Here is a 22,820-nt window from a genome sequence, read left to right as displayed (position 1 = left end):
GGCGCCCGTCAAGTCGATCGGCGGCGCTCAGGCCTCGGCAGCGGGCCGCGGGCTGCGCACCGGCTTGCGTCGCACGTACAGCTCCTTCTCGACCCGGGCCACCACCTCGCCCTTGCTGTCGAGCACCTCGACATGGAACACCGGCAGGTACTTGGCGCCGCTGGCCGTGGCCTGCCGCGCGGCCTCGATATCAGCCTCGCTGATCCGGAACTTCGCGCGCACCGTGCCCTTGCCGGGGCGCAGGAATTCGATCTTCGCGGCCTTGTCCCAGACCAGGTAGCCCGGCCCCAGGCCGGCAAAGAACTGCAGGCAGTAGAACGGGTCGACCATCGCGTACAGGCTGCCGCCGAAATGGGTGCCGAAGGCATTGGCGTTGCCCGGCTGGCGACGCAGCTCGACGTCGATCTCCCGGAAATCGCGGCTGACCCGCGTCACCCGGATACCGGCACCGAGGTAGGGCGGATACAGGTTCATGCGCAGCCGGAACACGGCGGCGTTCCGGTACAGCAGGCTGGACAGCAGGTCCGCAGCCTTGGCGCGCAGGCCGCCCGGCGGGGTGGTCGCCATCAGTTGAACACCACGGTCTTGTTGCCGTCGACGATGATCCGGTCCTCGACATGCCAGCGCACCGCGCGCGCCAGTACCTGGCGCTCCAGATCACGGCCGAGACGGCGCAGTTCGTCGATGCCTTCGGAGTGCGAAACGCGCGCCACGTCCTGCTCGATGATCGGTCCCTGGTCCAGCTCGGCGGTCACGTAGTGGGCGGTGGCGCCGATGATCTTGACGCCGCGCTCGTGGGCCTGCCGGTACGGATCGGCACCGACGAACGCCGGCAGAAACGAGTGGTGGATGTTGATGATCTTCGACGGCCACAGGGCCGCGAAGTCGCCGCTCAGGATGCGCATGTAGCGCGCCAGCACGATGAATTCGGCCCGCGCCTCGACGAGGATCTTCTGCATCGCCGCTTCGGCTTCCGGCCGGGTCGCGGTCTCGAACGGCACGTGGTGGAACGGCACGCCGAAACCTTCCACCGCCTTGCGCAGCGCCTCGTGGTTGGAGATCACGCAGGGAATGTCGACTCTGAGCTCGCCGCGCTGCCAGCGCCACAGCAGTTCCATTGCCGCGTGGTCGTGGGCCGACACCAGGATCGCCATGCGCGGCTTGTCGGCGGCATAGCTCATCCGCCAGTTCATCCGGTGCTGGGCGGCGACGGTGTCGGCGAAGGCGCGTTCGAGCGCGGCACGCGGCAGGTCGATGGCCGGCGTCTGGAATTCCAGTCGCATGAACAGCTGGCCGTCGGACGGGCTCGTCGAGTGCTGGTCGAGCTCGGTGATGTTGGCGCCGTGGTGATACAGGAACGTGGTGGCGGCCGCGACGATGCCGGGGCGGTCATCGCAGCGGATCAGCAGGCGGGCAATGGTTTCGGGATTCATGGGCGGGTCGGAAGCCGGAGCGGTCAGCGGCGGTCATTGTCGCATTCCGCACCTGTCGCGCCGCAGCCGTGCGGCGCCCGTGCCGCTCAGGGCCGGTCGAGCACGGCCGCCTGGTAGCCGCGCTGGCTCAGCAGGTAGGCCGCCACGGCGCTGCGCCGCCCGCTGTCGCAGATGCAGATGTACAGCCGTTCGCGCGGCAGCTGGCGGGTCTTGGCGCGCAGCAGCTGCAGCGGCAGGTTCAGGCTGCCGGGCGGCGCATCGTCGCGACATTCGCCGGGCAGGCGCACATCGAGCCAGCAGGCGCTGCCGTCCGCCACGCGCCGGGCGGCGGCGTCCGGGGCCAGCCGCAGCAGCAGCGGTTCTTCGAGCAGTTCCAGAAAATCGCTGCGCGCCAGCCGCATCAGCCGGCCGTCGCTGAGCATCACCGCGCTGGCGTTGCGCGGCAGGCCGGCGATCAGCGCTTCCTCGCCGAAGCATTCGCCGGGGCCGAATTCGGCCAGCGTCAGCGACTTCGGCTGCTGGCCCTGCAGCTCGATCCGGCAACGCCCTTCGACCACCACGTAGAACCAGTCGCCGGATTCGCCTTCGCGGATCACCGGCTCGCCCCGGCGCACGTCGACCGGCTGCAGACGCTGGAACAGCGCATGCAGATTGGCCGCCGGCAGGCGCTGGAACGCTGGCGCCTGCAGCATCCGGGTCATCCAGTCATCCGGCGCGGCCTCGTCGATGCCGGCCACCTGATAACCGCCGGACTGCTCCCAGGTCAGCACCAGATCGAGCAGCGCGGCGTCGAGTTCCAGCACGCGGGCGGCGGTCTGCGCGAAAACCGTCGCTGCGGCCGATGGCGGCCCGGCCAGCCGGTGAGCGGCACGCGGATCGGCCGGGTGGATGACGCTCGGCACCCGGCCGCTGCTGTCGTCGATCTGTACGGCGCCGTCGAGCAGCCAGCTCGACAGCGCCAGCGGCTGGCCGCCGCGCGCCACGGTCTGGCCGGCCGCCAGCGTGCGGATCGAGGCCGCCGGCAGCAGCCGGCGCAGCGAATCCTCGGTCAGCGCATCCATCGGCACGAAACGGCGCAGCACTGCGAGATCGTCCAGCGGCTGGCGAATCTGGCTCATGGCAATCGCTCCTCCGGCAAACGTGGCGAGCCGCAGGCCGGCAGCGGTCCGGGGCCGATCGCGGCACCGGACGCTGCGTGGCGGTACCGGCTACTTGCCGTCCTTCTTGTCGGCCGGCTTGGCCGCCGCCTTGCCGCCCAGCGTGATGTTGCTGCGGTTCTTGGTCAGCGTGGCCTGCCCGATGCCGGGTACCTTCTCGAGCTCGTCGACGCTCTTGAACGGCCCGTTCTTGCTGCGGTACTCGACGATTGCCGCCGCCTTCGAAGGGCCGATGCCATCGAGCGTTTCAAGGGTCTTGGCGTCGGCGCTGTTGATGTCGACCGATGCCGCCCAGGCCAGCGATGCGAAGGCCAGCAGCAATCCCGCGAGCAACGATGGAAGCAGTTTCATGGCGCATACCTCCTGTGTAATCGAGAACGTGGAAAGCGCCGATGAAGGCTTGAGTCCCGATCGCATCCATGCGACGCCAGCCGATGCTGCTCGCTTCAACAGGGGGTTGTCGTGATGCTGTTCACAGCGATGCCGGCAGCGCGCGTGCCGCCGCTGCCGGTTCGTGCGGTGCTGCGCAGATCAGCCGCGATCGCGGGCGCTGGCGGCGTGGGCCTGCAGGCCTTCGGCATCGGCGATGGTGCCGGCGATGCCGGCCAGCCGTTTCGCGCCCTGCGGCGTGATCTCGATCAGGCTCGAACGCTTCTGGAACTCGTAGACACCGAGCGGATTGCTGAAGCGCGCGGCGCGCGAGGTCGGCAGCACGTGGTTCGGGCCGGCGCAGTAGTCGCCGAAGGCTTCCGGCGTGTGGCGGCCCAGGAACACGGCGCCGGCATGTTGGATCGATTCCAGAAGCTTTCGCGGCTCGGCCACCGACAGTTCCAGGTGCTCCGGCGCGATGCGATTCGACACCGCCGCCGCCTCGTCCAGATCGCGAACCCGGATCAGCGCGCCGCGGCCGGCGATCGACTGGCGGACGATGTCGGCGCGCGGCAGCTCGGCCAGCCGCGCGTTCATCGCTTCGAGCACGGCGTCCAGATAGGCCGCGTCCGGGCAGATCAGGATGCTCTGCGCCACCTCGTCATGCTCGGCCTGGCTGAACAGGTCCATCGCGATCCAGCGCGGATCGGTGTGGCCGTCGCCGATCACCACGATCTCGCTCGGGCCGGCGATCGAATCGATGCCGACCTTGCCGAACACCAGCCGCTTGGCCGCCGCGACATAGGCATTGCCGGGGCCGACGATCTTGTCGACCGCCGGAATCGTCCGCGTGCCGTAGGCCAGCGCCGCCACCGCCTGGGCGCCGCCGATGGTGAACACGCGGTCGACGCCGGCCAGGTAGGCAGCGCCGAGCACCACCGGGTTGACCACACCGTCGCCGGCCGGCACCACCATCACCAGTTCGGCCACCCCGGCCACCTTGGCCGGGATCGCGTTCATCAGCACGCTGGACGGATACGCGGCCTTGCCGCCCGGCACGTACAGGCCGGCGCGATCCATTGGCGTCACTTTCTGGCCGAGGCGGTTGCCGTCGGCATCGGTGAATTCCCAGCCTTCCAGCTTCTGGTGCTGCGCATAGGCGCGAATGCGCTCGGCGGCGGCTTCCAGCGCTGCTTTCAGCGTCGGGTCCAGCGAATGCCACGCGGCTTCGCGCGCCGCCTTCGGGATTTCCAGCTCGGTAGCCGAGGCGACGCTGCGACGATCGAAACGGTTGGTGTATTCGACCAGCGCCTCGTCGCCACGGGTGCGGATCGCCGCGATGATGTCGGCGACCACGGCGGTGACTTTCGGATCGGCTTCCGGCGCGCGGTCGAGCAGCGCGCCGAGCTTGGCGTCGAAGTCAGCGGCGCGGGAATCCAGACGGGCAATTTCAAGCATCGGCAACGGCTCCGGCCAGGCGATCGAGCAGCGCGCGGATCGCCGCGTGCTTCATCTTCATCGCCGCCTTGTTGACCACCAGTCGTGCGGTGGAGGTGTAGATGGTTTCGATCTCGACCAGGCCATTGGCGCGCAGGGTGCCGCCGGTGGCCACCAGATCGACGATCACGTCCGACAGGCCCACCAGCGGCCCGAGTTCCATCGAGCCGTAGAGCTTGATCACTTCCACCTGCTCGCCGCGCGCGGCGTAGAAGCGGCGCGTGGTTTCCGGATACTTGGTGCAGACGCGCAGGCGGCGGCCGAAGCTGTGGCGCGGGTTCTTCACCAGCGGCGAATCGTTCTTGGTCGCGACGCTGAGCCGGCAGGTGGCGAAGCCCAGATCCAGCGGCTCGTACAGCGCGCCGCCGCCGTGCTCCAGCAGGATGTCCTTGCCGACAATGCCGAGATCGGCGGCGCCGTATTCGACATAGGTCGGCACGTCGGTCGGCCGCACTTCCAGCAGTTCGACGCCGGGGTCCTCGGTCGGAATCCGCAGCAGGCGGCCGGCGTCGACCGCAGGCGCGATGCCGGCGGCCTTCAGCAGCGGCAGGCAGTCGTCGAGGATGCGGCCCTTGGACAGGGCCAGCGTCAAGGCAGTCATGGTGATGTCGCGCGCAGCGGGGAGGATCACGATTTTACCCGCCGCTGCCCGGCCTTGCGTCCGTCGATCACGGCCCGCAGGCTGGCATGGCTTGCGCATCCCGGAAAACGCATGAGCTACCGCACCTCGATCGGCGTCCGCAGCCATGTTTTCGACAGCCTGGCCGAGCTGCTCGCCAAGGCCTCGCCGTTCCGCTCCGGCGACGCGCTGGCCGGCGTCGCGGCGGTATCCGCCGAAGAACGGATGGCCGCCCGCGTGCTGCTGGCCGACCTGCCGCTGCGCGCATTTCTCGACGAGGCGCTGATTCCCTACGAGCAGGACGAAGTCACCCGGCTGATCGTCGACAGCCACGACGCGGCGGCGTTCGCGCCGGTCGCCAGCCTGACCGTCGGCGCCTTCCGCGACTGGCTCTTGTCGCCGCAGGCCGACACCGCCGCGCTGGACGCGCTGGCACCGGGGCTGACGCCGGAAATGGCGGCAGCGGTATCGAAGCTGATGCGTAACCAGGACCTGATCCTCGCCGCCCGCAAGATCCGCGTGGTCACGGCTTTCCGCTCGACCATCGGCCTGCCTGGCCGGCTGGCGATCCGGCTGCAGCCGAACCATCCGGCCGACGATCCGCGCGGCATCCTCGCGTCGACGCTCGACGGCCTGCTGTACGGCGCGGGCGATGCCTGCATCGGCATCAACCCGGCCAGCGACGACCCGGCGAAGCTGCGCGCGCTGTGGGAGCTGCTCGATCAGCTGATCGCCCGCCACGGCATTCCCACCCAGTCCTGCGTGCTGGCCCATGTCACGCGCCAGATCGAGGCGATCGAGCACGGCGCGCCGGTCGATCTGCTGTTCCAGTCGGTCGGCGGCAGCGAGGCGCTGAACCGCAGCTTCGGTGTGTCGCTGGCGCTGCTGCGCGAGGCTCGCGACGCCGGCCTGAGCCTGCGGCGCGGCACAGCGGGCCAGCACGTCATGTACTTCGAGACCGGCCAGGGCGCTGCACTATCGGCCAACGCCCACCACGGGCTCGATCAGCAGACCTGCGAGGCGCGCGCCTATGCCGTCTGCCGGGCGTTCTCGCCGCTGCTGGTCAACAGCGTGGTCGGCTTTATCGGCCCGGAGTACCTGTACGACGGCAAGCAGATCATCCGCGCGGGGCTGGAGGACCACTTCTGCGGCAAGCTGCTGGGCCTGCCGATGGGCGTGGACGTCTGCTACACGAACCACGCCGAGGCTGACCAGGACGACATGGACAACCTGCTGGTGCTGCTCGGCGCGGCCGGCGTCAATTTCGTGATGGGTGTGCCCGGCGCCGACGACGTGATGCTCGGCTACCAGAGCACCAGCTTCCACGACGCGCTGGCGCTGCGCGAAACCCTGGGCCTGCGCCACGCACCGGAGTTCGAGGCCTGGCTGCGCGACCAGCAGCTGATCGACGGACACGGCCGGCTGCGCGCGCCCGGCAGCCTGCCGGCGCTGCCACTGGCCGACAGCATCGCGGCGCTGGGCCGATGACGACCCCGAAGCACGAACACCACCCCGCGCCGCCGACGGCCGCCGATCCCTGGGCGGCGTTGCGCGTCCACACGCCGGCCCGCATCGCCCTCGGCCGCAGCGGCGCCAGCCTGCCGACCCGCGAACTGCTGGCCTTCGGCATCGCCCACGCCCAGGCCCGCGATGCGGTGCACGCCGCGCTTGACGTGGCGGCGCTGCGCGCCGATCTCGCCGGCTTTGGCCTGCCGGTGATCGAGGTGCGCAGCGCCGCGCCGAACCGCGCCGCCTATCTGGCCCGGCCGGACTGGGGCCGGCGGCTCGATCCGGCCTCGGCAGCGGCCTTGGCGCGCCCGGCAGCGGCGCCGGATGTCGTGTTCGTGATCGCCGATGGCCTGTCGGCCGTCGCCGCGCAACGCCATGCCGCACCGCTGCTGGCGATCGGCCTGCCGATGCTGGATGACCTGGTGATCGGCCCGCTGGTGATCGCCAGCCAGGCCCGCGTCGCGCTGGCCGACGCGGTGGCGATGGCGCTCGGCGCGCGGCTGGTGGTCAGCCTGATCGGCGAAAGGCCGGGGCTCAGCGCGCCGGACAGCCTCGGCGCCTACCTGACCCACGCGCCGCAGCCCGGCACCACCGATGCCGAGCGCAACTGCCTGTCCAACATCCGCCCGGAAGGCCTCGGCTATGCCGCAGCAGCGGCCGAGCTGGCGGCGCTGATCCGCCGCGCGCGAGCCGCCGGCATCAGCGGCATCGGCCTGGCCGCCGCCACCGCGCTGGCGGCGGCCGGCTGATCGCGGCTCAGTCGGCCGAAGCCGGCTTGCGGCTGCGGCGCTTCGGCGCTTCGGCCGCATCCGGCGCCGGCGCCGCCTTGCTGGCCGCCTTGGTCGCAGCCTTGGTCACCGCCTTGGTGACGCCCTTGGTCGCGGCCTCGGTGATGGCCTTGCTGACCGGCTTGGTCGCCGTCGCCTTCTTCGCCGCCGGCTTGCGCGGTGCGGCCTCGGTCGCGCCAGCAGCCGGAGCCGCCGCAGGCGTGGCGTCGGCCGGCGCTTCGGCGGCCACCTCGACGATCGGCTGAACGACCGGCGCGGCCACCGGCACCGCCGGTGCGGCGGTCACCGGCTCGGCCGGCAATGCGGCAACCGGCGCGGCGGCTGGCGGCGGCTCGGTCGCTGCCGCCGGCAGGATCGGCACCGGCGTCACTGCCCAGGTCGGACGGCGATCATCGCGGCGCGGCGCCCAGCCGGCACCGGCCAGCGCCTTCAGTTCCTCGTCGGTCGGCTCGGCCGGCAGGCCCTGCAGCGCCGGGCGCGGCGCCTGCTGCTGCGGCTTGCCGCCCTGTGGCGGACGCGGCGGCTGCGGCGGGCGTGGTGCGGCCGGCGGCGCTGACGGCCGCGGCGACGGGCCGGCGCCCTCCGCCTTCGGCTCGACCGCCGTCACCGCTGCCGACGGCGTTGCCCCATCACCAGCGGCAGCAGCCTCGGCGCGGGCGCCGACGGCGGGCTCGCCGCCATTGCGATCGCGCTTTTCGCGGACGAACAGCGTGCGCGAGCGGCCGGTTTCGGCGCGTTCGTTGACTTCGAAGATGGCGATCGCCGCGAACAGGTCACTGAGCTTCTTGCGACCGTAGTTGCGCGGATCGAACTCCGGCATCCGCTTGCTCAGCAGGCTGCCGACAGCGCCCAGCTCGGCCCAGCCATCGTCGTCGCAGGCGTCGGCCACCGCCGCGCGCAGCGGATTCAGCAGCGCCGGATCATCAAGCGGTGCGCCGCGCGGCACCGCGTGGCGACGATCACCCGCGCCCTGGCCACTGTTGCCGGCATCGGCCGGCTTGTCGGCGACCGGCGCGGCCGGGCGGGCAGCCGCTGCCTGCTGCGCCACCGGCGCCGGCTGCGGGCGGCGACCGTTCTGGATCGTCCGCCGTTCGCCGGTCGGCGGCGCGGCCACCGGCTCGGCTGCCGTGTCGTCCTCGCCTTCGGTCTGGCCGAGCACTTCGACATAGATGAAGCGATCGCAGGCGCGCACGAACGGCTGCGGTGTCTTGCGCTCGCCGAAGCCGTAGACGGTCAGGCCGGCTTCACGGATGCGCGAGGCCAGCCGCGTGAAGTCGGAATCCGAGGACACGATGCAGAAGCCGTCGAAGCGCTCGGTGTAGAGCAGATCCATCGCGTCGATGATCAGCGCGCTGTCGGTGGAGTTCTTGCCGCGCGTGTTGCTGAACTGCTGCATCGGCTGGATCGCGTGGCGGGCCAGCGTCTGCTTCCAGCTACCAAGGTGCGTGTTGGTCCAGTCGCCATAGGCGCGCTTGGTGGTGGCGCGGCCGTACTTGGCGACTTCGGCGAGCAGGCCGTCGATGCGCTTGGCATTGGCGTTGTCGGCATCGATCAGCACGGCCAGCTGGGCCTGCGGGGTGGTTTCCATCGAATCTTGCTCCAGGGCCGCCGGATGGCGGCATTGCGGTGGCGAAGCTTACGGCGATCGCCGGGGCGGGGTGGTGCGGCAGCCCGCCCGGCGCGGGGCGGCAGCCGACGGGGCGCGGCTCAGCGCAGCGGCTTGAGCACCAGCGGCTGCAGCTGGTTGTCGGCCAGCGAGCGCCAGGTGCCTTCGATGCGGCCATCGGGCTTGCCGAACAGCGTGAACTCGCACAGCAGTTCATCGCTGCTGGCGCCGGTTTCGTAGAGCTTGGCCTTGCCGTCGCGCTGGCTGCGGCCTTCGAGCCGGTGGTAGCGCCGGTCGAGCACGAAGCTGCCGCTGATGCGGTCGCCGTCGTACTTGCGCTCGAACACCACGGTAACCGGCCGCTTGCCGATCGTGCCGGCATAGCTGCCCGGCTGCGGGCCTTCGTCGACCATTGCCGGGCACGGCGTGCGGCCGCTGCCGAGCAGCAGGCAGCGGCCATAGTCGTTGAGATCGGCCGCCAGTTCGGTGAACGGAATCTCCACCCGCAGCGGCCGCAGCACGTCGTAGTCGAGATAGTCCGGTGCCGCGCAGTCGCCGTGCTCGAGCACGATGCGATCGGCGCCGATGAACAACTGATCGTCGGTCAGCGTGTCGCCGCGAATGCTGTCGAGGCAGTCGTCGTAGATGGCCAGCGTTTCGGCCGTGGTGTTCTCGTCATCGGCGTCCTGGCCCAGGGTCTGCTGCAGGTTGCGGACGCGCTGCACGCGCTGGGTCGCCACCCGCTGACGCAGCCGGCCATAGCCTTCCGGGCTGAACAGCGCGCCGATCGCCAACGGCCGGCCGCTGCCGGTGTCGAAGGTCCAGCCAGCACCGCGCGGATGGCGGAGGCGGCCGGCTTCGAGCCGCTCGATCCGCAGCGACAGCAGGCGCGCGCTGTTGCCGACCACCTGGTAATCGATGCCGAGCGTGGTGCGCGGCAGCGCAGCGAAAGCGGCGCTGCTGTCGCCGCCGGGCTGCGTCTGCAGCTCGATCGAATGCAGGAACAGGTTGATCGCCCGAGCGACCTCGCTGCCGCCGGCCACGATCGGGAAGCGGTTCTCGCCGCCGCGCCGGGGCGCGCTGACCGTGTCGATCCTGAAGCCGCCGGCCGTATCTGCGGCGGCCGGCCCGGCAGCCTGTTTCGTGGCCTGCTTCGCGGCAGCCGTTGCAAGGCCGCTGCCGCCGAGCGCGAGCAGTCCCAGCAGCACGCCGGCGAGGAAACGCACCGGCGAGCCGCGCATTACTGCGTCACTCGCTGGATGCGGGCGCCGAGCGCGCCGAGCTTGGTTTCGATGTGCTCGTAGCCGCGGTCGATGTGGTAGACGCGGTCGATCTTGGTGGTGCCTTCGGCGGCGATCGCGGCCAGCACCAGCGCGGCGGAGGCGCGCAGGTCGGTCGCCATCACCGGCGCGCCTTTCAGCTTTTCGCGGCCGGTGACGATCGCCGTGTTGCCTTCGATGCGGATGTCGGCACCGAGCCGCAACAGCTCCTGCGCGTGCATGAAGCGGTTCTCGAAAATGGTTTCCCGGATCGTGCCGACGCCGTCGGCGTAGCAGTCCAGCGCCATGAACTGCGCCTGCATGTCGGTCGGAAAACCGGGATGCGCCATCGTGTGCAGGTTGACGGCGGTCGGCCGGCGGCCCAGCGAGTCGACCTCGATCCAGTCCTCGCCGGTCGCCACCCGGCAACCGGCCTGCTGCAGCTTGACCAGCACCGGATCGAGCGCGTTCGGGTCGGTGCGGATCAGCTTGACCTTGCCGCGCGTGATCGCCGCCGCGACCAGGAAGGTGCCGCCTTCGATGCGGTCCGGAATGACCCGATGGTCCGCGCCGTGCAGCCGCTCGACACCCTGCACGACGATCGTGCCGGTGCCGGCGCCGCGGATCTTGGCGCCCATCGCCGTCAGGCAGTTGGCGAGATCGACGACCTCCGGCTCGCGCGCCGCGTTCTCCAGCACCGTTTCGCCGTCGGCGAGCGTCGCCGCCATCAGCAGGTTTTCGGTGCCGGTGACGGTGACCGTGTCGAAGTAGATGCGCGCGCCCTTCAGCCGCGAGGCGCGAGCCTTGATGAAGCCGCCTTCCAGCTCGATCTCCGCCCCCATCGCCTTCAGGCCCATCAGGTGCAGGTCCACCGGCCGTGCACCGATTGCGCAACCGCCGGGCAAGCTGACTTCGGCATGGCCGCGCCGCGCCAGCAGCGGGCCGAGCACCAGGATCGACGCGCGCATGGTCTTGACCAGCTCGTACGGCGCCACGCAGGTGGTGATGCCGCTGGCATTGGCCGTGAACAGCCCCGGCCCCGGCGACGACACGGCAACACCCATCTGCGCCAGCAACTTCTTGGTGGTGATGACGTCGTGCAGCGCCGGCACGTTCGACAGCCGCAGCTCGTCGTCGATCAGGAGCGCCGCGCACAGGATCGGCAGCGCCGCGTTCTTCGCACCACTGGCTTCGACCACGCCTTCCAGCGGGCCATTGCCTTCAATCAGGAACTTGTCCATTCAACACTCGGAAATGGAGGCTGCGACGGGCAGCGCTCCAGGATGTCAACCGGCGCGCGTCTTCAGCGCCAGCGCATGAATTTCGCGGCCCATCTTGCCGCCCAGTGCGGCGTAGACCGCCTGGTGCTGCTTGACCATGCTCAGGCCGGCGAAGCCGCTCCAGGTCACATCGGCCTCGAAGTGCTGGCCATCGTCGCCGCGCACCTCGATGGTCGCGCCCGGCAGGCCGGCATCGAGCAGGGCCTTGATCTGTTCCTTGGTCATCATGTTCTGCGAATCCTTATTTTCTGAGCTTGTAGCCGGTGACCAGCATCCACAGGCAGATCGTCGCCATCAATATGAAGAAGCCGGCGGTCCAGCCGAGGCTCAACCAGATCGACACGTCGCCATGGCCGAAGAAGCCGTAGCGGAAGCCGTCGATCATGTAGAAGAACGGGTTCAGGTGGGAGGCGCTGAACCACGGCTCCGGCAGCGAGTGCACCGAATAGAACACGCCGGACAGAAACGAGAGCGGCGTGATGATGAAGTTGGAGAACGCCGCCAGATGGTCGAACTTGGTCGACACGATGCCGGCGATCATGCCGAGCACCGCCAGCGCCGAGCCGGCGAGCAGGAACATCGCCAGCAGCGCCAGCGGATGGGCCACCGGCAGGCCGACCAGCGGCCCGGCGACCAGCAGCATCGCCAGCGCCACCAGTAGCGCGCGCACCAGGGCCGCGCTGACATAGGCGAGGAACATCTCGACCGGCCCGATCGGCGCCATCAGCAGGAACACGATGTTGCCGTTGACCTTCGATTGCGCCAGCGATGACGAGGTGTTGGCGAAGGCGTTCTGCAGCACCGTCATCATCACCAGGCCTGGCAGCAGGAACTGGGTGTAGCTGACGCCCTCGTAACCGGTCACGACCCGGCCCTGCAGGGCCTGCGCGAACACCAGCAGATACAGCAGCGCGGTCAGCACCGGCGCGGTGACGGTCTGGCCCAGGACCGACCAGAAGCGCATCACTTCTTTCTTCAGCAGCGTGTAGAAACCGAGCTGGTTGGGACTCATGACGCGACTCCCGACGCGGACTGGGTGGTCAGCTCGACGAAGATGTCTTCCAGATCCGGCTCGCGGGTGGAGACATCGGCGATCTCGACGCCGGCGGCCTTGAGGCCGGCGAACACGCTGGCGATCGGGTGACGCTCGCGGTCCAGCTTCAGTTCGATGCTGCCGGCCTTCTCGCTGGTCACCAGCTCGGCCAGCTGCGACGGCAGACGCGCGTCATCGGCGAGTTTCAAGGTCAGGAAGCGGAACGGATGTCGGTTGAGCAGGCCTTCGGTGGTTTCCACCACCCGCAGCTGGCCCTTGTCGACGATGGCGATGCGCTCGCACATCTCCTGCGCTTCTTCCAGATAGTGCGTGGTCAGCACCACGGTCGTGCCGCGGCTGTGCAGGTCGCGCATGAAGCGCCACAAGGTGCGCCGCAGTTCGACATCGACACCGGCAGTCGGCTCGTCGAGGATCACCACCGGCGGCCGGTGCACCAGCGCCTGGGCGATCAGCACGCGGCGCTTCATGCCGCCGGACAGGCTGCGCATCATGGCCGTGCGCTTGTTGCCCAGTTCCAGCCGCTCCAGCATCTCGTCGATCCACGGCCAGACTTCGCGGCCGCAGCCGTAGTAGCCGGCCTGGATGCGCAGCAGGTCGACGACCTTGAAGAACGGGTCGAAGACCAGTTCCTGCGGCACCACGCCGAGCTGGCGGCGGGCGGCGCGCCAGTCGCTCACGGTGTCGTGGCCGAGCACGCGCACCGTGCCTTCATCGGCGCGGATCAGGCCGGAAATGATCGAGATCAGGGTCGACTTGCCCGCGCCGTTCGGACCGAGCAGGCCGAAGAACTCGCCCTGGCGGATGTCGAAACGGAGCCCGTTCAGCGCCTGCACGGCGCCGTAGGCTTTGCGGACGCCGTCGATCGACAGGGCGGCCGGAGAGGAAGTATTCATGGGTGCGCCGATTATATCGCCGCCCCGGTCCGGCACCGGCAGCGCGGGCGTCGGCTGCCGCTACACTGCCGTGCACCCCGCCGGAGGCCGCCGTGAGCTACGAGTACAACCCCGCGTCGTCACGCTTCGAAGTTCCGAACCCGCACCGGATCGAAAACCTGTTCCTGTTCGGCGCGGCGTCGATCTGCATCGGCCTGGCGCTGGTGGCGCTGCTGATCGCCCGGGAGACGCTGTCGTCCGCGCATGCGGCACCGGCAGCGATGTCGATCGCCGTGGCGGCGATCCTGCTCGGCTTCGGCCTGTCGTTCGGCATCACCGCGCTGCGCCAGCTGCGCTTCTTCTTCGGCCGCGGTCAGCCGGCCGGGCTGGCACCCGACCTGATGGGCGACATCGAAGGCGGCAGCGAACAGGCCGCGACCCTGCGCGAAACGATCCGCCAGAACGCGATCCGCTACGAGATCCCGACCGGCGCGCTCGACAACGTGCTGTATTCGCTGGTCCGCGACCTGGTGTTCTCGCCGCCGCGCACCCAGCAGCTGGCGCGCGCGGAATTCCACAATGCCGCCGGGCTTGCCTTCCTGCTGCTGTGCTTTGCGGTGTCGATGATCGGCGTGTCGTCCGGGGCGGTGCGCGGCTGGGTCGGCGCGCTGTACTTCGTGCTGGCCAATGCGCTGGTGCTGCTGCCGCTGCGCCAGGGCCAGCTGAAGGGCCGCAGCCTGTCGATCCGCACGATCGTCGCGCTGGTGATCGCGGCGATGATCGGCCCGATCCTGCTCAGCCGCTCGGCCGCCACGTCGGCCCAGCCGCTCGGCGGCGCGGTGCAGTTCGTGCCGGTGACGGTGACCATCCTGATCGCCGCGCTGATCGCCGCCGGCCTGTTGCTGAAGGCGGCGGTGGCGCAGGTGGTGCGGCCCAACCAGATCGCGATGGCGCAGAAGCTGCAGACGCTGTCGATGAACGCGCCGCCGGCCCAGCTGTTCCAGGAGTTCGACCGCGAGATGCAGCGCGGCTGGACCGAAACGGTGCCGAACCGCGTCTACATCCGCCAGCCGCCGAAGCTGGGCGCCGGCCAGGCCGGCGAGTTCGAAGGGCACGCGCTGCAGGAAACCCAGCCGATGCCGAACGATCTGCAGCCGCTGACCTTCGGCCGCTGCCTGGCGCTCGACAGCTACCGCTGGCTGCTGGCGCTCGATGCCTTCTCGCTGCTGGCCTCGGCGGTCGGCGCCGGGCTGCTGCTGCAGGCCGCACGCGTCAGCCAGCAATGGGGCGCGCTGCTGATCGGCGGCTCGCTGCTGCTGATCGCCCGCTTCGGCTTCAGCGGCGGCAACGGCCTGTGGCGGCGCTTCGAGTTCACCTCGCGGATCTACTGGCTGGAAACCCACGGCAGCTACCAGCGCGCCCGCACCGAGATCGGCACGCTGCTGCAGGACCGGGTCAAGACCCAGAAGGACATCGTCAACGTCGAGGACATGAGCCTGCGGCTGTGGGTGGCCGAGGTCGATTCGGTGAGCTTCGGCCCGGATCTGGCCCGCGCGCTGGTGTCGATCCGCGGCCTGCCGCACGAGGCCGAGCGGCTGTCCGCGCACCTGGCCGAGTTCGGCGTCCGCCAGTCGTCGATCGTCGCACCCGGCTCGCAGACCGACCTGCAGCGGCTGGCGATCCTCGACAAGATCAACCCGCCGCAGGGCGCGAATCCGGCGCTCGGCGCCGGCGTGCAGCAGGCCCTGACCGGGGCGCCGACGACAGCGCCGGTGCCGCCGGCCGCGGCCGCCACCCGCTTCTGCACCCAGTGCGGTACGCCGGCCGCCGCGGCCGCCGCGTTCTGCGGCCAGTGCGGCGCGCGCCTGCCGGGCGCCACGACTTCTCCCTGACCATGCCCTTCCTCCGTGACCACTGCCCTCGTCTGGTTCCGACGCGATTTCCGCGTTGCCGACCATCCAGCCCTCCACCACGCCCTGCAGACCCATGCCCGGGTCATTCCGGTCTACATCCACGCGCCGGCTGAGGAAGCCGGCTGGCCGCCCGGCGCGGCCAGCCGCTGGTGGCTGCATCACAGCCTGAGCGCCCACGCGGCGCGGCTGGCCGAACTCGGCGCGCCGCTGGTGATCCGCCAGGGTTCGGACTCGCTGGCCGAACTGCGCCGGCTGATTGCCGAAACCGGCGCCACCGCCGTGCACTGGAACCGGCTGTACGAGCCGGCGATCGTCGCCCGCGACAAGACCATCAAGGCGGCGCTGCGCGAAGCCGGCATCGCCGCCGAAAGCCATAACTCCGCGCTGCTGGCCGAGCCCTGGGAAGTGAAGACCGGCGGCGGTGATCCCTACCGCGTGTTCACGCCGTTCTGGCGCAATGCCGGCGCCCGCGCGGTGCGCGATCCGCTGCCGGCGCCGGCGCGGATTCCGGCCCCGGCGACGATGCCGGCCAGCCTGCCGGTCGAAGCGCTGAAGCTGCTGCCGACGATCCGCTGGGACAGCGGCTTCTACGAACACTGGACGCCGGGCGAAACCGGCGCCTGGGCGCAGGCCGAAGCCTTCTGCGCCGATGGCGCGGCGCGCTACCACGATCAGCGCGACCTGCCGGCGGCGGCCAGCACCTCCAGCCTGTCGCCGCACCTGCATTTCGGCGAGATCGGCCCGGTGCAGCTGGTGCAGCGCAGCCGGCGGCTGATCGCCGAAAACCATGCCAAGGGGCTGGTCGGCAATGTCGAGCACTTCGTCCGCGAACTGGGCTGGCGCGAGTTCTCGCACCACCTGCTGTTCCATTACCCGGCGACCACCGACCGGCCGATGTACGACAAGTTCGCGGCCTTTCCGTGGCGCGAGCCGGCCGACTACGCCGACGACCTGCGTGCCTGGCAGCGCGGCGCCACCGGCGTGCCAATCGTCGATGCCGGCATGCGCCAGCTCTGGCACACCGGCTGGATGCACAACCGGGTGCGGATGATCGTCGCCAGCTTTCTCACCAAGAACCTGCTGATTCCGTGGCAGGAAGGCGCGCGCTGGTTCTGGGACACCCTGGTCGATGCCTCGCTGCCGCAGAACTCGCTGGGCTGGCAGTGGGCGGCCGGCTGCGGGGCCGACGCCGCGCCGTATTTCCGGATCTTCAATCCGGTGCTGCAGTCGGCGAAGTTCGATGGTGAAGGCCGCTACCTGCGGCGCTGGGTGCCGGAGATCGCCAAGCTGCCCGACGCCAGCCTGCACGCGCCCTGGGAAGCGAAGCCCTCGGTCTGGCTGGCAGCGAAGTTCTCGCCCGGGCGGGACTATCCGAAGCCGATCGTGTCTTTAAGCGAATCGCGCGACCGGGCACTGGCCGCCTACGCGCGGATCAAGGGCGGCGGCGAAGGCTGAGGCCAGCGCGGCTGCCGTGCGCGTCGACCGGGTCAGCAAGGACACAGCGAACGCCTGTCGACACAGGTGCTGACCCGGTCGCGCCGGCCCGTCGAACTGCGCTAAGTTCGAGCCAGCAATAAGGATCGTGGCCCCGGCAGACGGATCGCCGGAGGACTGCGACAGGCGAGCCGGAGGAGCAAGCCCGAGGGTGCCGTCGGCCGATCGACCGAAGTCGATCGGCTGTCTGTCAGCGCACCGTGCCGGCTGGCGTTCGGCTCGTGGATCGAACGACCACTCCGCGCGGCGCGCAGCGCAGCACGGCCCGACACGAGCCCCTTCGCGACGATGACCACCGATTCCGACCTGCAGGACTGGCGCACCCAGGCGCTGAAGATCGAGACCGAAGTGAACCGCGCGGTGATCGGCGCGCCGGCCACCGTGCGGCTGATCAACATCGCGCTGTTCGCGCGTGGCCATGTGCTGCTGGAAGGCGATGTCGGCGTCGGCAAGACCACGGTACTCAGAGCCTTCTCACGCGCCATCGGCGGCGATTTCGAACGCGTCGAAGGCACGGTCGACCTGATGCCGGGCGACCTGATCTACCACACGTATGTCGACGAGCACGGCAAGCCGCGCATCGACCCCGGCCCGCTGCTGCGTCACGGCGAGCGGCTGGTGACCTTCTTCTTCAACGAGATCAACCGCGCCCGGCCGCAGGTGCAGTCGCTGCTGCTGCGGGCGATGGCGGAACGCACGGTCAGCGCCTTCAACCGCGAATACCGCTTCCCGCACATGACCGTGTTCGCCGATCGCAACAAGATCGAGCGCGAGGAAACCTTCGAGCTGGCCTCCGCCGCCCGCGACCGCTTCATGTTCGAGCTGCGCATGGCCACGCCGTCGGATCCGGAGATCCGCCGCCAGCTCGCGTTCAACCCGAATTTCCACGACACCGACCGGCTGATCGACGCGGTGCCGGCCGGCCTGCTGCCCTGGGAAAAGCTCAACGAGATCGGCGCCGGCATTCAGGCTGCGGTGCGTGCCAGCGCGGCGCTGGAGCAGTACGTGCTCGCGCTCTGGGAAGCCACCCGCAACCCGCTGGCGGCCGGCGTGCAGCTCGATAACGTCGACATGCGCCGGCTGATCCTGGCCGGCGCCAGCCCGCGCGGCGTGTCGGCGCTGGTGCGCGCGGCGCGAGTCGTCGCCTGGCTGGCCGGGCGGGACTACCTGACACCGGACGACATCCAGGCAGTGTTTCCGTCGACGATGGTCCACCGCGTGTTCTTCACGCCGGTCTACGAACTGCGCCGGGCAGAGCTGGCCGATGCGCTGGTCGCACAGATCCTCGAACGGGTGCCGGCGCCGTGATCGCGCCCTGCCGCCGATGAGCAGCCCGGCCACCGATTTCTACTACCGCCTGCCGACTCGCGCCGGCACCCAGCGGCCGGGTTCACACCCCGGCACCAGCCACGGCAACGGCCAGGAATTCGTCACCCACGCCACGCTGTTCAGCCGCCCCGATCCGCGCCGCCTCGATGTCCGCGCCAGCTTGCGCGATGTCCGAGGCGACTGGCTGGTGCGAGTGATGCGCCAGCGCGTCGGCGTGCCGGTGTGGCTGGCCGCCGATGTCTCGGCGTCGATGGTTTTCGGCGCCGCGCGGACCAAGCTCGCGGTGCTCGCCGATCTGGCGCGGGCGATCGGCGCCAGCGCCACCCGGGTCGGCGATGCCGCCGGCATGGTCGCTTTCGACAGCCGCGAGCGCGAAGACCTGCAGGTGCCGGCCAGCATGAGCCGCGGCATCGGCCACGTGATGGCGGCCGCGCTCGACGATCCGCAGCGGGCCGTGCAGGCGGCCGTCGGCGAGCGCCACAACGGCGATCCGGTCGATGGTCTCGCCGCTGCGCTGCGGGCGCTGGCCGGCCGCCAGTGCCTGGTGTTCCTGGCTTCCGATTTCCATTTCCCGCTGGCCAAGCTCGATACGGCGCTGGACCCGCTGTCGCGCACCTTCATCGTGCCGGTGATCATCTGGGACCCGGCCGAAACCGAACCGCCGCCGCTGAACGGGCTGGCGTCGCTGCGCGATGCCGAATCGGCCGCCCGCAGCGCGATCTGGTTGCGGCCGCGCCTGCGCGCGCAGTGGCGCGATGCGGTGGCCGAACGCCGCGCCACGCTGGCCGCGTACTTCGCCAATCGCGGCCTGCGGCCGTTCTGGGTGCAGGGCGCGTTCGACGCCGACGCGATGTCCGAATACTTCTTCGAGGCCAACGCATGAGGCGCGCAGCCGTCATCGCGCTGTTGCTGCTGGCGTTGCCGCGCATGCCAGTACAGGCGCAGGAGCCGCCGAACCGCGACTACAAGCCACCGTTCAAGGGCGAAGCGGTGTTCGATCCGCGCCCGGCCAAGCGCGCCGCGCGCGAAGCCGAAGCGGCACGGCTGAAGGCCGAGGAAGACGCGCGCATCCAGGCGCTGACCGTCGACAACCCGCTGAACGGCCCGCCACCGTCGCAGCGGGAACCGGCGGCTGCGGCAGCGCCGTCTCCGGCCGCTCCGCCAGTACCGGACAGCAGCGACGCGATGCCGGTCGCCGAAGGCTATGTGCCGGACGCCGCTGCCACGCAGGGCTATGTCGCGCCGCCGCCGCCGGCCGTGGTGGTGCCGGTGCGCTCGCCGGTCGATAACCCGCGCCCGTACGGCTATCTGGTCGGCGACACGCTGATCCAGCGCGTGCAGCTGACGGTGGATGGCAAGCCGGTGGAGCTGACCGAGCTGCCGCGCAAGGATCGCTTCGGCGTCTGGATCAGCCGCCGCAGCGCGCGCATCGAGCGCGATCCGGACGGCAGCCGCTGGCTGGCGATGGAGTACCAGATCATCAATGCCTCGAAGGACGTCGATGTCATCAGTCTTCCGAAGCTGAAGCTGCGCACCACGACGCCCGATGTCTTCATCGAGGTCGCCGACTGGCCGATCACGGTCGGCGCAATCACCGCGAGCCTGGTCCGCAACCAGGGCGGGCTGCTGCCGCTGCAGCCGGACCGGCCGGCGCCGACCGTCGCCCTCGCACCGATCCGCCATCAGCTGCATCTGGCGCTGGGCAGCCTCGCGGCCAGCCTTGCGCTGTGGCTCGGCTGGTGGCGCTGGCGTGAATGGCGGGCGTCGGCGCAGCTGCCGTTCGGCCGCGCGCGCCGCCAGCTCGGCCGTGTCGACGTGCAGTCCGACGAAGCCTGGCGGCTGCTGCATCAGGCCTTCGATGCCAGCGCCGGCCGCGCGATCCAGCCGGGCACCTTGGCCCTGCTGTTCCGCGCGCGGCCGGAGTTCGAAGCGGCACGCGCCTCGATAGAGCGCTTCTACGCCGAATCGGCAGCGCGCTTCTTCGGCGGCCGGCCGGCTGCGGATGGCCTGTCGCTGCGCGCGCTGTGCGCCGAGCTGCGGGCCATCGAGCGCGCGCACGAACGATGATCGACGGGCAGAACCTGCCGCTGGATTTCGCCATGCCCTGGGCGCTGCTGCTGTTGCCGCTGGCGGCGCTGCCGCTGCTGCGCCGGCGGCGCGAGGAACTGGCGTTCCCGTCGCTGGCCTGGCTGCCGACTGACCGCCTGGGCATCTGGGTCGAGCGCTTGGGCCGGGCGGCGGCGGTGATCGCGATCCTGGCCACGGTGCTGGCGCTGGCGCGGCCGGGGCGACCGGAGTGGGAAGTCGAGCGGATCGGCCGCGGTGCGGAGATCGTCGTGCTGTTCGACTCGTCTCTAAGCATGGACGACGAGATGCTGGCGCGCGGCGCGCATCCCAAACGCCGCCGCGACAGCCCGCTGCGCAAGCGCAACATCGCGCGGCAGGCGCTGTCGGCGTTCGTCGAACGGCGGCCGGCGGATCGCTTCTCGCTGCTGATGTTCGGTGCTGCGCCATTCCGGGTGACGCCGTTCTCGCAGTCCCCGGAGGTGATCCAGGCCGGCATCACCGCGGCCGGCATTTCCAACGGCCTGCCCGGCACCGATCTCGGCCGCGGCCTGATGGCGGCGATCGAGCAGTTCCAGGGGCGCGCCTACACCGGCAGCCGGGTGATCCTGCTGGTGTCGGACGGCGCCGCCGAGATCGACGAGATCACCCGCCAGAACATCCGCAACGGCATGCGCCAGAACCGCATCGCGCTGAACTGGATCTACCTGCGCTCGGTGAACTGGCCGAGGCTGGATTCGGAAAAGGAACCGGAGGCGGTCGGCCTGATCACCGATGTCGCGATGCACCGCTTCTTCAAGACCCTGCCGACCACCTACAAGGTCTACGAGGCTGAGAGCCCGGATGCCGTGGCGAAGGCGGTGGCCGACATCGAGCGCGCCCAGAACCTGCCGCTGGAATACAAGGAACGCATTCCGCGCCGCGATTTCACGCCGTACTTCTACCTGACCGCGATCCTCGCCTGTCTGGCGCTGCTCGCCCATCGCGCCACCACCGTGCGGAGCTTTTCGCGATGACACGCGCCCCGATCCATCTCGCCTTCGGGCTGCTGTCGCTGGCGCTGGCCGGCACCGCGCTGACCTTGGGCCTGCGCCTCAAGGCCGCCGAGCGGGCGAACGCGGTGATCGCCGATGCGGCCGCCTTCGCCGCCGAGACCGCGCGCGTGAAAGCGGCCGGCGAGGCCGCCGGTCAGTCCGCGACGCTGGCGCCGCCGACGCTCGACACGCCCGAAGCGGCGCTGGCCTTCGCGCTGGCGCTGGCCCACAACGATTCAGGCGGCGGCGATTACGACCGGGCGCTGAAGGCACTGGAAACGCTGTCGCAATCGCCGCGCGACGACATCCGCCTGATCGCCCGCTACGACCTCGGCAACCTGCACCTGCGGCAGGCCCGACTGATCGGCGACGAGCAGGTGGCCAAGGGCCGGACCCTGGTCGAACTCGGCAAGCAGGCCTACCGGCGCGTGCTCGACGAGGACCCGCAGCACTGGGAAGCGCGCTACAACCTCGAACGGGCGCTGTGGCTGGAGCCGGAAGCCGACGACGGCAATGTCGAGGTGACGCCGCCGCCGGCCGTCGAACGCCCGAACGGCGACAAGCCGGAGCTGCCGTGAGCGCCACCCGCCCGACCGACGACGGCCGGCGCGGCGGCGGCGTGCTTGCCTATGTCGGCAATGCGCTCGGCGGCGGCGGCTGGCTGCTGCTGCCAACGATCGCCCTGCTCGCCGCCGCAGTCTGGATGCCGAAGCTGCCGGTGACCCGCGACGCCTACGATCACCTGGTGATCTTCGACGTTTCGCAAAGCATGAATGTCGAGGACTACCGGATCGGCGACACCGTCGTCAGCCGCCTGCAATTCGCCAAGCATGCGGTTGCCGAAGCGCTGAAGAACCCGAAGTGCGACACCCGGATCGGCTGGGCGGTGTTCGCCGGCCGCAAGATCGTCACCCTGCTGGCGCCGGTCGAGGTCTGCCGCAACTACAGCGCGCTGCTGGCCGCGCTCGACAACATCGACAGCCGCATGGCCTTCGAGCGGTCCAGCGAAATCCAGGAAGGCCTGCTGTGGACGATGACCAACGTCCGCGATCTGAAACCGTTGCCGACGGTGATCTTCATGACCGACGGCCACGAGGCACCGCCACTGCCACCGGAACGCATCCGCAGCTACGACGGCGCGCGCGGCGAGGTGCGCGGCTGGGTGGTCGGCGTCGGCGGGCTGCAGCCGCAGCCGATCCCGAAGTCCGACCCGGACGGCCATCGCATCGGCTTCTGGCGCGCCACCGAAGTGCTGCAGTGGGGCGGCGCGGCCAACGTCACCGGCGGTACGCGCCACGAGCACCTGTCGGAACTGCGCGAGGCGCATCTGCAGCAGCTGGCGAAGAATGTCGGCTTCGGCTACACGCGGCTGATCGACACGCAGTCGCTGGACGCCGCGCTGCACGACCGCGAACTGGCCCATCCGGCGGTCGTCGAAACCGACCTGCGCTGGATTCCGGGGCTGCTGGCGCTGCTGCTGCTGGCCTGGTGGTTCCGGCCGGATCAAAGGCCGGCGCCACCGGCCAGCTGACGGAAAATGCCG

Annotated in this window: 22 protein-coding genes; 10 read left to right on the top strand and 12 right to left on the bottom strand. The window is 70.2% G+C overall.

What is annotated here, in order from left to right:
- Window positions 1–27: 27 nt before the first annotated feature.
- From ACTIGJ_RS06500 to hisG, 6 genes are all read right to left on the bottom strand, one after another.
- Window positions 28–567 carry a DUF4442 domain-containing protein gene (locus ACTIGJ_RS06500; RefSeq protein ID WP_439639476.1) on the bottom strand — a complete coding sequence of 180 codons (540 nt, stop codon included), beginning with the start codon at window positions 565–567 and terminating at the stop codon, window positions 28–30.
- Window positions 567–1,433 carry a formyltetrahydrofolate deformylase gene (gene purU, locus ACTIGJ_RS06495; RefSeq protein WP_439639475.1) on the bottom strand — a complete coding sequence of 289 codons (867 nt, stop codon included), beginning with the start codon at window positions 1,431–1,433 and terminating at the stop codon, window positions 567–569. The genes ACTIGJ_RS06500 and purU overlap by 1 nt, the downstream gene beginning before the upstream one ends.
- An 86-nt stretch (window positions 1,434–1,519) precedes the next feature.
- Complete coding sequence (locus tag ACTIGJ_RS06490; RefSeq protein WP_439639474.1) at window positions 1,520–2,551, bottom strand: cyclic nucleotide-binding domain-containing protein; 1,032 nt, start codon at window positions 2,549–2,551, stop codon at window positions 1,520–1,522.
- 90 nt (window positions 2,552–2,641) lie between these two features.
- Window positions 2,642–2,941, bottom strand: a complete 300-nt coding sequence (locus ACTIGJ_RS06485) for a ComEA family DNA-binding protein (RefSeq protein WP_439639473.1) — start codon at window positions 2,939–2,941, stop codon at window positions 2,642–2,644.
- Between the two features lie 180 nt (window positions 2,942–3,121).
- Complete coding sequence (gene hisD / locus ACTIGJ_RS06480; RefSeq protein ID WP_439639472.1) at window positions 3,122–4,417, bottom strand: histidinol dehydrogenase; 1,296 nt, start codon at window positions 4,415–4,417, stop codon at window positions 3,122–3,124.
- On the bottom strand, window positions 4,410–5,057 hold the full coding sequence (hisG, locus tag ACTIGJ_RS06475) for an ATP phosphoribosyltransferase (protein ID WP_439639471.1): 648 nt from the start codon (window positions 5,055–5,057) through the stop codon (window positions 4,410–4,412). Before hisG ends, hisD begins: the two co-directional genes overlap by 8 nt.
- A 111-nt stretch (window positions 5,058–5,168) precedes the next feature.
- Here hisG and ACTIGJ_RS06470 point away from each other — a divergent pair, with 111 nt between their 5' ends.
- Window positions 5,169–6,563, top strand: coding sequence for an ethanolamine ammonia-lyase subunit EutB (locus tag ACTIGJ_RS06470; protein ID WP_439639470.1), 1,395 nt, complete (start codon window positions 5,169–5,171; stop codon window positions 6,561–6,563).
- Window positions 6,560–7,333 (top strand): ethanolamine ammonia-lyase subunit EutC, encoded by a 774-nt coding sequence (gene eutC / locus ACTIGJ_RS06465; RefSeq protein WP_439639469.1) that lies wholly within the window; start codon window positions 6,560–6,562, stop codon window positions 7,331–7,333. Before ACTIGJ_RS06470 ends, eutC begins: the two co-directional genes overlap by 4 nt.
- A 7-nt stretch (window positions 7,334–7,340) precedes the next feature.
- On the opposite strand, the gene ACTIGJ_RS06460 is transcribed toward eutC, so the two are convergent.
- The 6 genes from ACTIGJ_RS06460 to ACTIGJ_RS06435 all read right to left on the bottom strand — a co-directional run bounded on the left by ACTIGJ_RS06460 (window position 7,341) and on the right by ACTIGJ_RS06435 (window position 13,464).
- Window positions 7,341–8,960, bottom strand: coding sequence for an NYN domain-containing protein (locus ACTIGJ_RS06460; RefSeq protein ID WP_439639468.1), 1,620 nt, complete (start codon window positions 8,958–8,960; stop codon window positions 7,341–7,343).
- 119 nt (window positions 8,961–9,079) lie between these two features.
- Complete coding sequence (locus ACTIGJ_RS06455) at window positions 9,080–10,219, bottom strand: hypothetical protein (RefSeq protein WP_439639467.1); 1,140 nt, start codon at window positions 10,217–10,219, stop codon at window positions 9,080–9,082.
- Entirely contained in the window at window positions 10,219–11,478 is a 1,260-nt protein-coding gene (gene murA / locus ACTIGJ_RS06450) for a UDP-N-acetylglucosamine 1-carboxyvinyltransferase (RefSeq protein ID WP_439639466.1), read from the bottom strand. Before murA ends, ACTIGJ_RS06455 begins: the two co-directional genes overlap by 1 nt.
- A gap of 45 nt (window positions 11,479–11,523) precedes the next feature.
- Window positions 11,524–11,745, bottom strand: coding sequence for a BolA family protein (locus ACTIGJ_RS06445; protein ID WP_439639465.1), 222 nt, complete (start codon window positions 11,743–11,745; stop codon window positions 11,524–11,526).
- A 13-nt stretch (window positions 11,746–11,758) separates the two neighbouring features.
- Window positions 11,759–12,529 (bottom strand): ABC transporter permease, encoded by a 771-nt coding sequence (locus ACTIGJ_RS06440; RefSeq protein ID WP_439639464.1) that lies wholly within the window; start codon window positions 12,527–12,529, stop codon window positions 11,759–11,761.
- Entirely contained in the window at window positions 12,526–13,464 is a 939-nt protein-coding gene (locus tag ACTIGJ_RS06435) for an ATP-binding cassette domain-containing protein (RefSeq protein ID WP_439639463.1), read from the bottom strand. Before ACTIGJ_RS06435 ends, ACTIGJ_RS06440 begins: the two co-directional genes overlap by 4 nt.
- Before the next feature lie 92 nt (window positions 13,465–13,556).
- Here ACTIGJ_RS06435 and ACTIGJ_RS06430 point away from each other — a divergent pair, with 92 nt between their 5' ends.
- From ACTIGJ_RS06430 to ACTIGJ_RS06395, 8 genes are all read left to right on the top strand, one after another.
- A complete protein-coding gene (locus ACTIGJ_RS06430) occupies window positions 13,557–15,335 on the top strand; it encodes a hypothetical protein (protein ID WP_439639462.1) in 1,779 nt (592 codons plus the stop codon).
- A gap of 15 nt (window positions 15,336–15,350) precedes the next feature.
- Window positions 15,351–16,811: a cryptochrome/photolyase family protein gene (locus ACTIGJ_RS06425; protein WP_439639461.1), complete on the top strand. Its 1,461-nt coding sequence runs from the start codon at window positions 15,351–15,353 to the stop codon at window positions 16,809–16,811.
- A gap of 327 nt (window positions 16,812–17,138) precedes the next feature.
- The gene (locus ACTIGJ_RS06420) at window positions 17,139–18,158 is read left to right on the top strand and encodes an AAA family ATPase (RefSeq protein WP_439639460.1); all 1,020 of its coding nucleotides are present in this window, start codon (window positions 17,139–17,141) and stop codon (window positions 18,156–18,158) included.
- A gap of 16 nt (window positions 18,159–18,174) precedes the next feature.
- Complete coding sequence (locus tag ACTIGJ_RS06415) at window positions 18,175–19,062, top strand: DUF58 domain-containing protein (protein ID WP_439639459.1); 888 nt, start codon at window positions 18,175–18,177, stop codon at window positions 19,060–19,062.
- The gene (locus ACTIGJ_RS06410) at window positions 19,059–20,246 is read left to right on the top strand and encodes a hypothetical protein (RefSeq protein WP_439639458.1); all 1,188 of its coding nucleotides are present in this window, start codon (window positions 19,059–19,061) and stop codon (window positions 20,244–20,246) included. Before ACTIGJ_RS06415 ends, ACTIGJ_RS06410 begins: the two co-directional genes overlap by 4 nt.
- A complete protein-coding gene (locus ACTIGJ_RS06405; protein ID WP_439639457.1) occupies window positions 20,243–21,259 on the top strand; it encodes a vWA domain-containing protein in 1,017 nt (338 codons plus the stop codon). The genes ACTIGJ_RS06410 and ACTIGJ_RS06405 overlap by 4 nt, the downstream gene beginning before the upstream one ends.
- On the top strand, window positions 21,256–21,855 hold the full coding sequence (locus tag ACTIGJ_RS06400; RefSeq protein ID WP_439639456.1) for a hypothetical protein: 600 nt from the start codon (window positions 21,256–21,258) through the stop codon (window positions 21,853–21,855). Before ACTIGJ_RS06405 ends, ACTIGJ_RS06400 begins: the two co-directional genes overlap by 4 nt.
- Complete coding sequence (locus tag ACTIGJ_RS06395) at window positions 21,852–22,808, top strand: VWA domain-containing protein (protein WP_439639455.1); 957 nt, start codon at window positions 21,852–21,854, stop codon at window positions 22,806–22,808. Before ACTIGJ_RS06400 ends, ACTIGJ_RS06395 begins: the two co-directional genes overlap by 4 nt.
- Window positions 22,809–22,820: the final 12 nt, after the last annotated feature.

The sequence above is a fragment of the Nevskia sp. genome (assembly GCF_051860985.1).
Taxonomy (GTDB): domain Bacteria; phylum Pseudomonadota; class Gammaproteobacteria; order Nevskiales; family Nevskiaceae; genus Nevskia.
This window is presented reverse-complemented; position numbering and strand designations above follow the sequence as displayed.

What these genes read in the sequence shown, in the direction of transcription:
- ACTIGJ_RS06500 (WP_439639476.1), bottom strand. Translation starts at nt 567, where the DNA reads ATGGCGACCACCCCGCCGGGCGGCCTGCGCGCCAAGGCTGCGGACCTG.
- purU (WP_439639475.1), bottom strand. Translation starts at nt 1,433, where the DNA reads ATGAATCCCGAAACCATTGCCCGCCTGCTGATCCGCTGCGATGACCGC.
- ACTIGJ_RS06490 (WP_439639474.1), bottom strand. Translation starts at nt 2,551, where the DNA reads ATGAGCCAGATTCGCCAGCCGCTGGACGATCTCGCAGTGCTGCGCCGT.
- ACTIGJ_RS06485 (WP_439639473.1), bottom strand. Translation starts at nt 2,941, where the DNA reads ATGAAACTGCTTCCATCGTTGCTCGCGGGATTGCTGCTGGCCTTCGCA.
- hisD (WP_439639472.1), bottom strand. Translation starts at nt 4,417, where the DNA reads ATGCTTGAAATTGCCCGTCTGGATTCCCGCGCCGCTGACTTCGACGCC.
- hisG (WP_439639471.1), bottom strand. Translation starts at nt 5,057, where the DNA reads ATGACTGCCTTGACGCTGGCCCTGTCCAAGGGCCGCATCCTCGACGAC.
- ACTIGJ_RS06470 (WP_439639470.1), top strand. Translation starts at nt 5,169, where the DNA reads ATGAGCTACCGCACCTCGATCGGCGTCCGCAGCCATGTTTTCGACAGC.
- eutC (WP_439639469.1), top strand. Translation starts at nt 6,560, where the DNA reads ATGACGACCCCGAAGCACGAACACCACCCCGCGCCGCCGACGGCCGCC.
- ACTIGJ_RS06460 (WP_439639468.1), bottom strand. Translation starts at nt 8,960, where the DNA reads ATGGAAACCACCCCGCAGGCCCAGCTGGCCGTGCTGATCGATGCCGAC.
- ACTIGJ_RS06455 (WP_439639467.1), bottom strand. Translation starts at nt 10,219, where the DNA reads ATGCGCGGCTCGCCGGTGCGTTTCCTCGCCGGCGTGCTGCTGGGACTG.
- murA (WP_439639466.1), bottom strand. Translation starts at nt 11,478, where the DNA reads ATGGACAAGTTCCTGATTGAAGGCAATGGCCCGCTGGAAGGCGTGGTC.
- ACTIGJ_RS06445 (WP_439639465.1), bottom strand. Translation starts at nt 11,745, where the DNA reads ATGATGACCAAGGAACAGATCAAGGCCCTGCTCGATGCCGGCCTGCCG.
- ACTIGJ_RS06440 (WP_439639464.1), bottom strand. Translation starts at nt 12,529, where the DNA reads ATGAGTCCCAACCAGCTCGGTTTCTACACGCTGCTGAAGAAAGAAGTG.
- ACTIGJ_RS06435 (WP_439639463.1), bottom strand. Translation starts at nt 13,464, where the DNA reads ATGAATACTTCCTCTCCGGCCGCCCTGTCGATCGACGGCGTCCGCAAA.
- ACTIGJ_RS06420 (WP_439639460.1), top strand. Translation starts at nt 17,139, where the DNA reads ATGACCACCGATTCCGACCTGCAGGACTGGCGCACCCAGGCGCTGAAG.
- ACTIGJ_RS06415 (WP_439639459.1), top strand. Translation starts at nt 18,175, where the DNA reads ATGAGCAGCCCGGCCACCGATTTCTACTACCGCCTGCCGACTCGCGCC.
- ACTIGJ_RS06410 (WP_439639458.1), top strand. Translation starts at nt 19,059, where the DNA reads ATGAGGCGCGCAGCCGTCATCGCGCTGTTGCTGCTGGCGTTGCCGCGC.
- ACTIGJ_RS06405 (WP_439639457.1), top strand. Translation starts at nt 20,243, where the DNA reads ATGATCGACGGGCAGAACCTGCCGCTGGATTTCGCCATGCCCTGGGCG.
- ACTIGJ_RS06400 (WP_439639456.1), top strand. Translation starts at nt 21,256, where the DNA reads ATGACACGCGCCCCGATCCATCTCGCCTTCGGGCTGCTGTCGCTGGCG.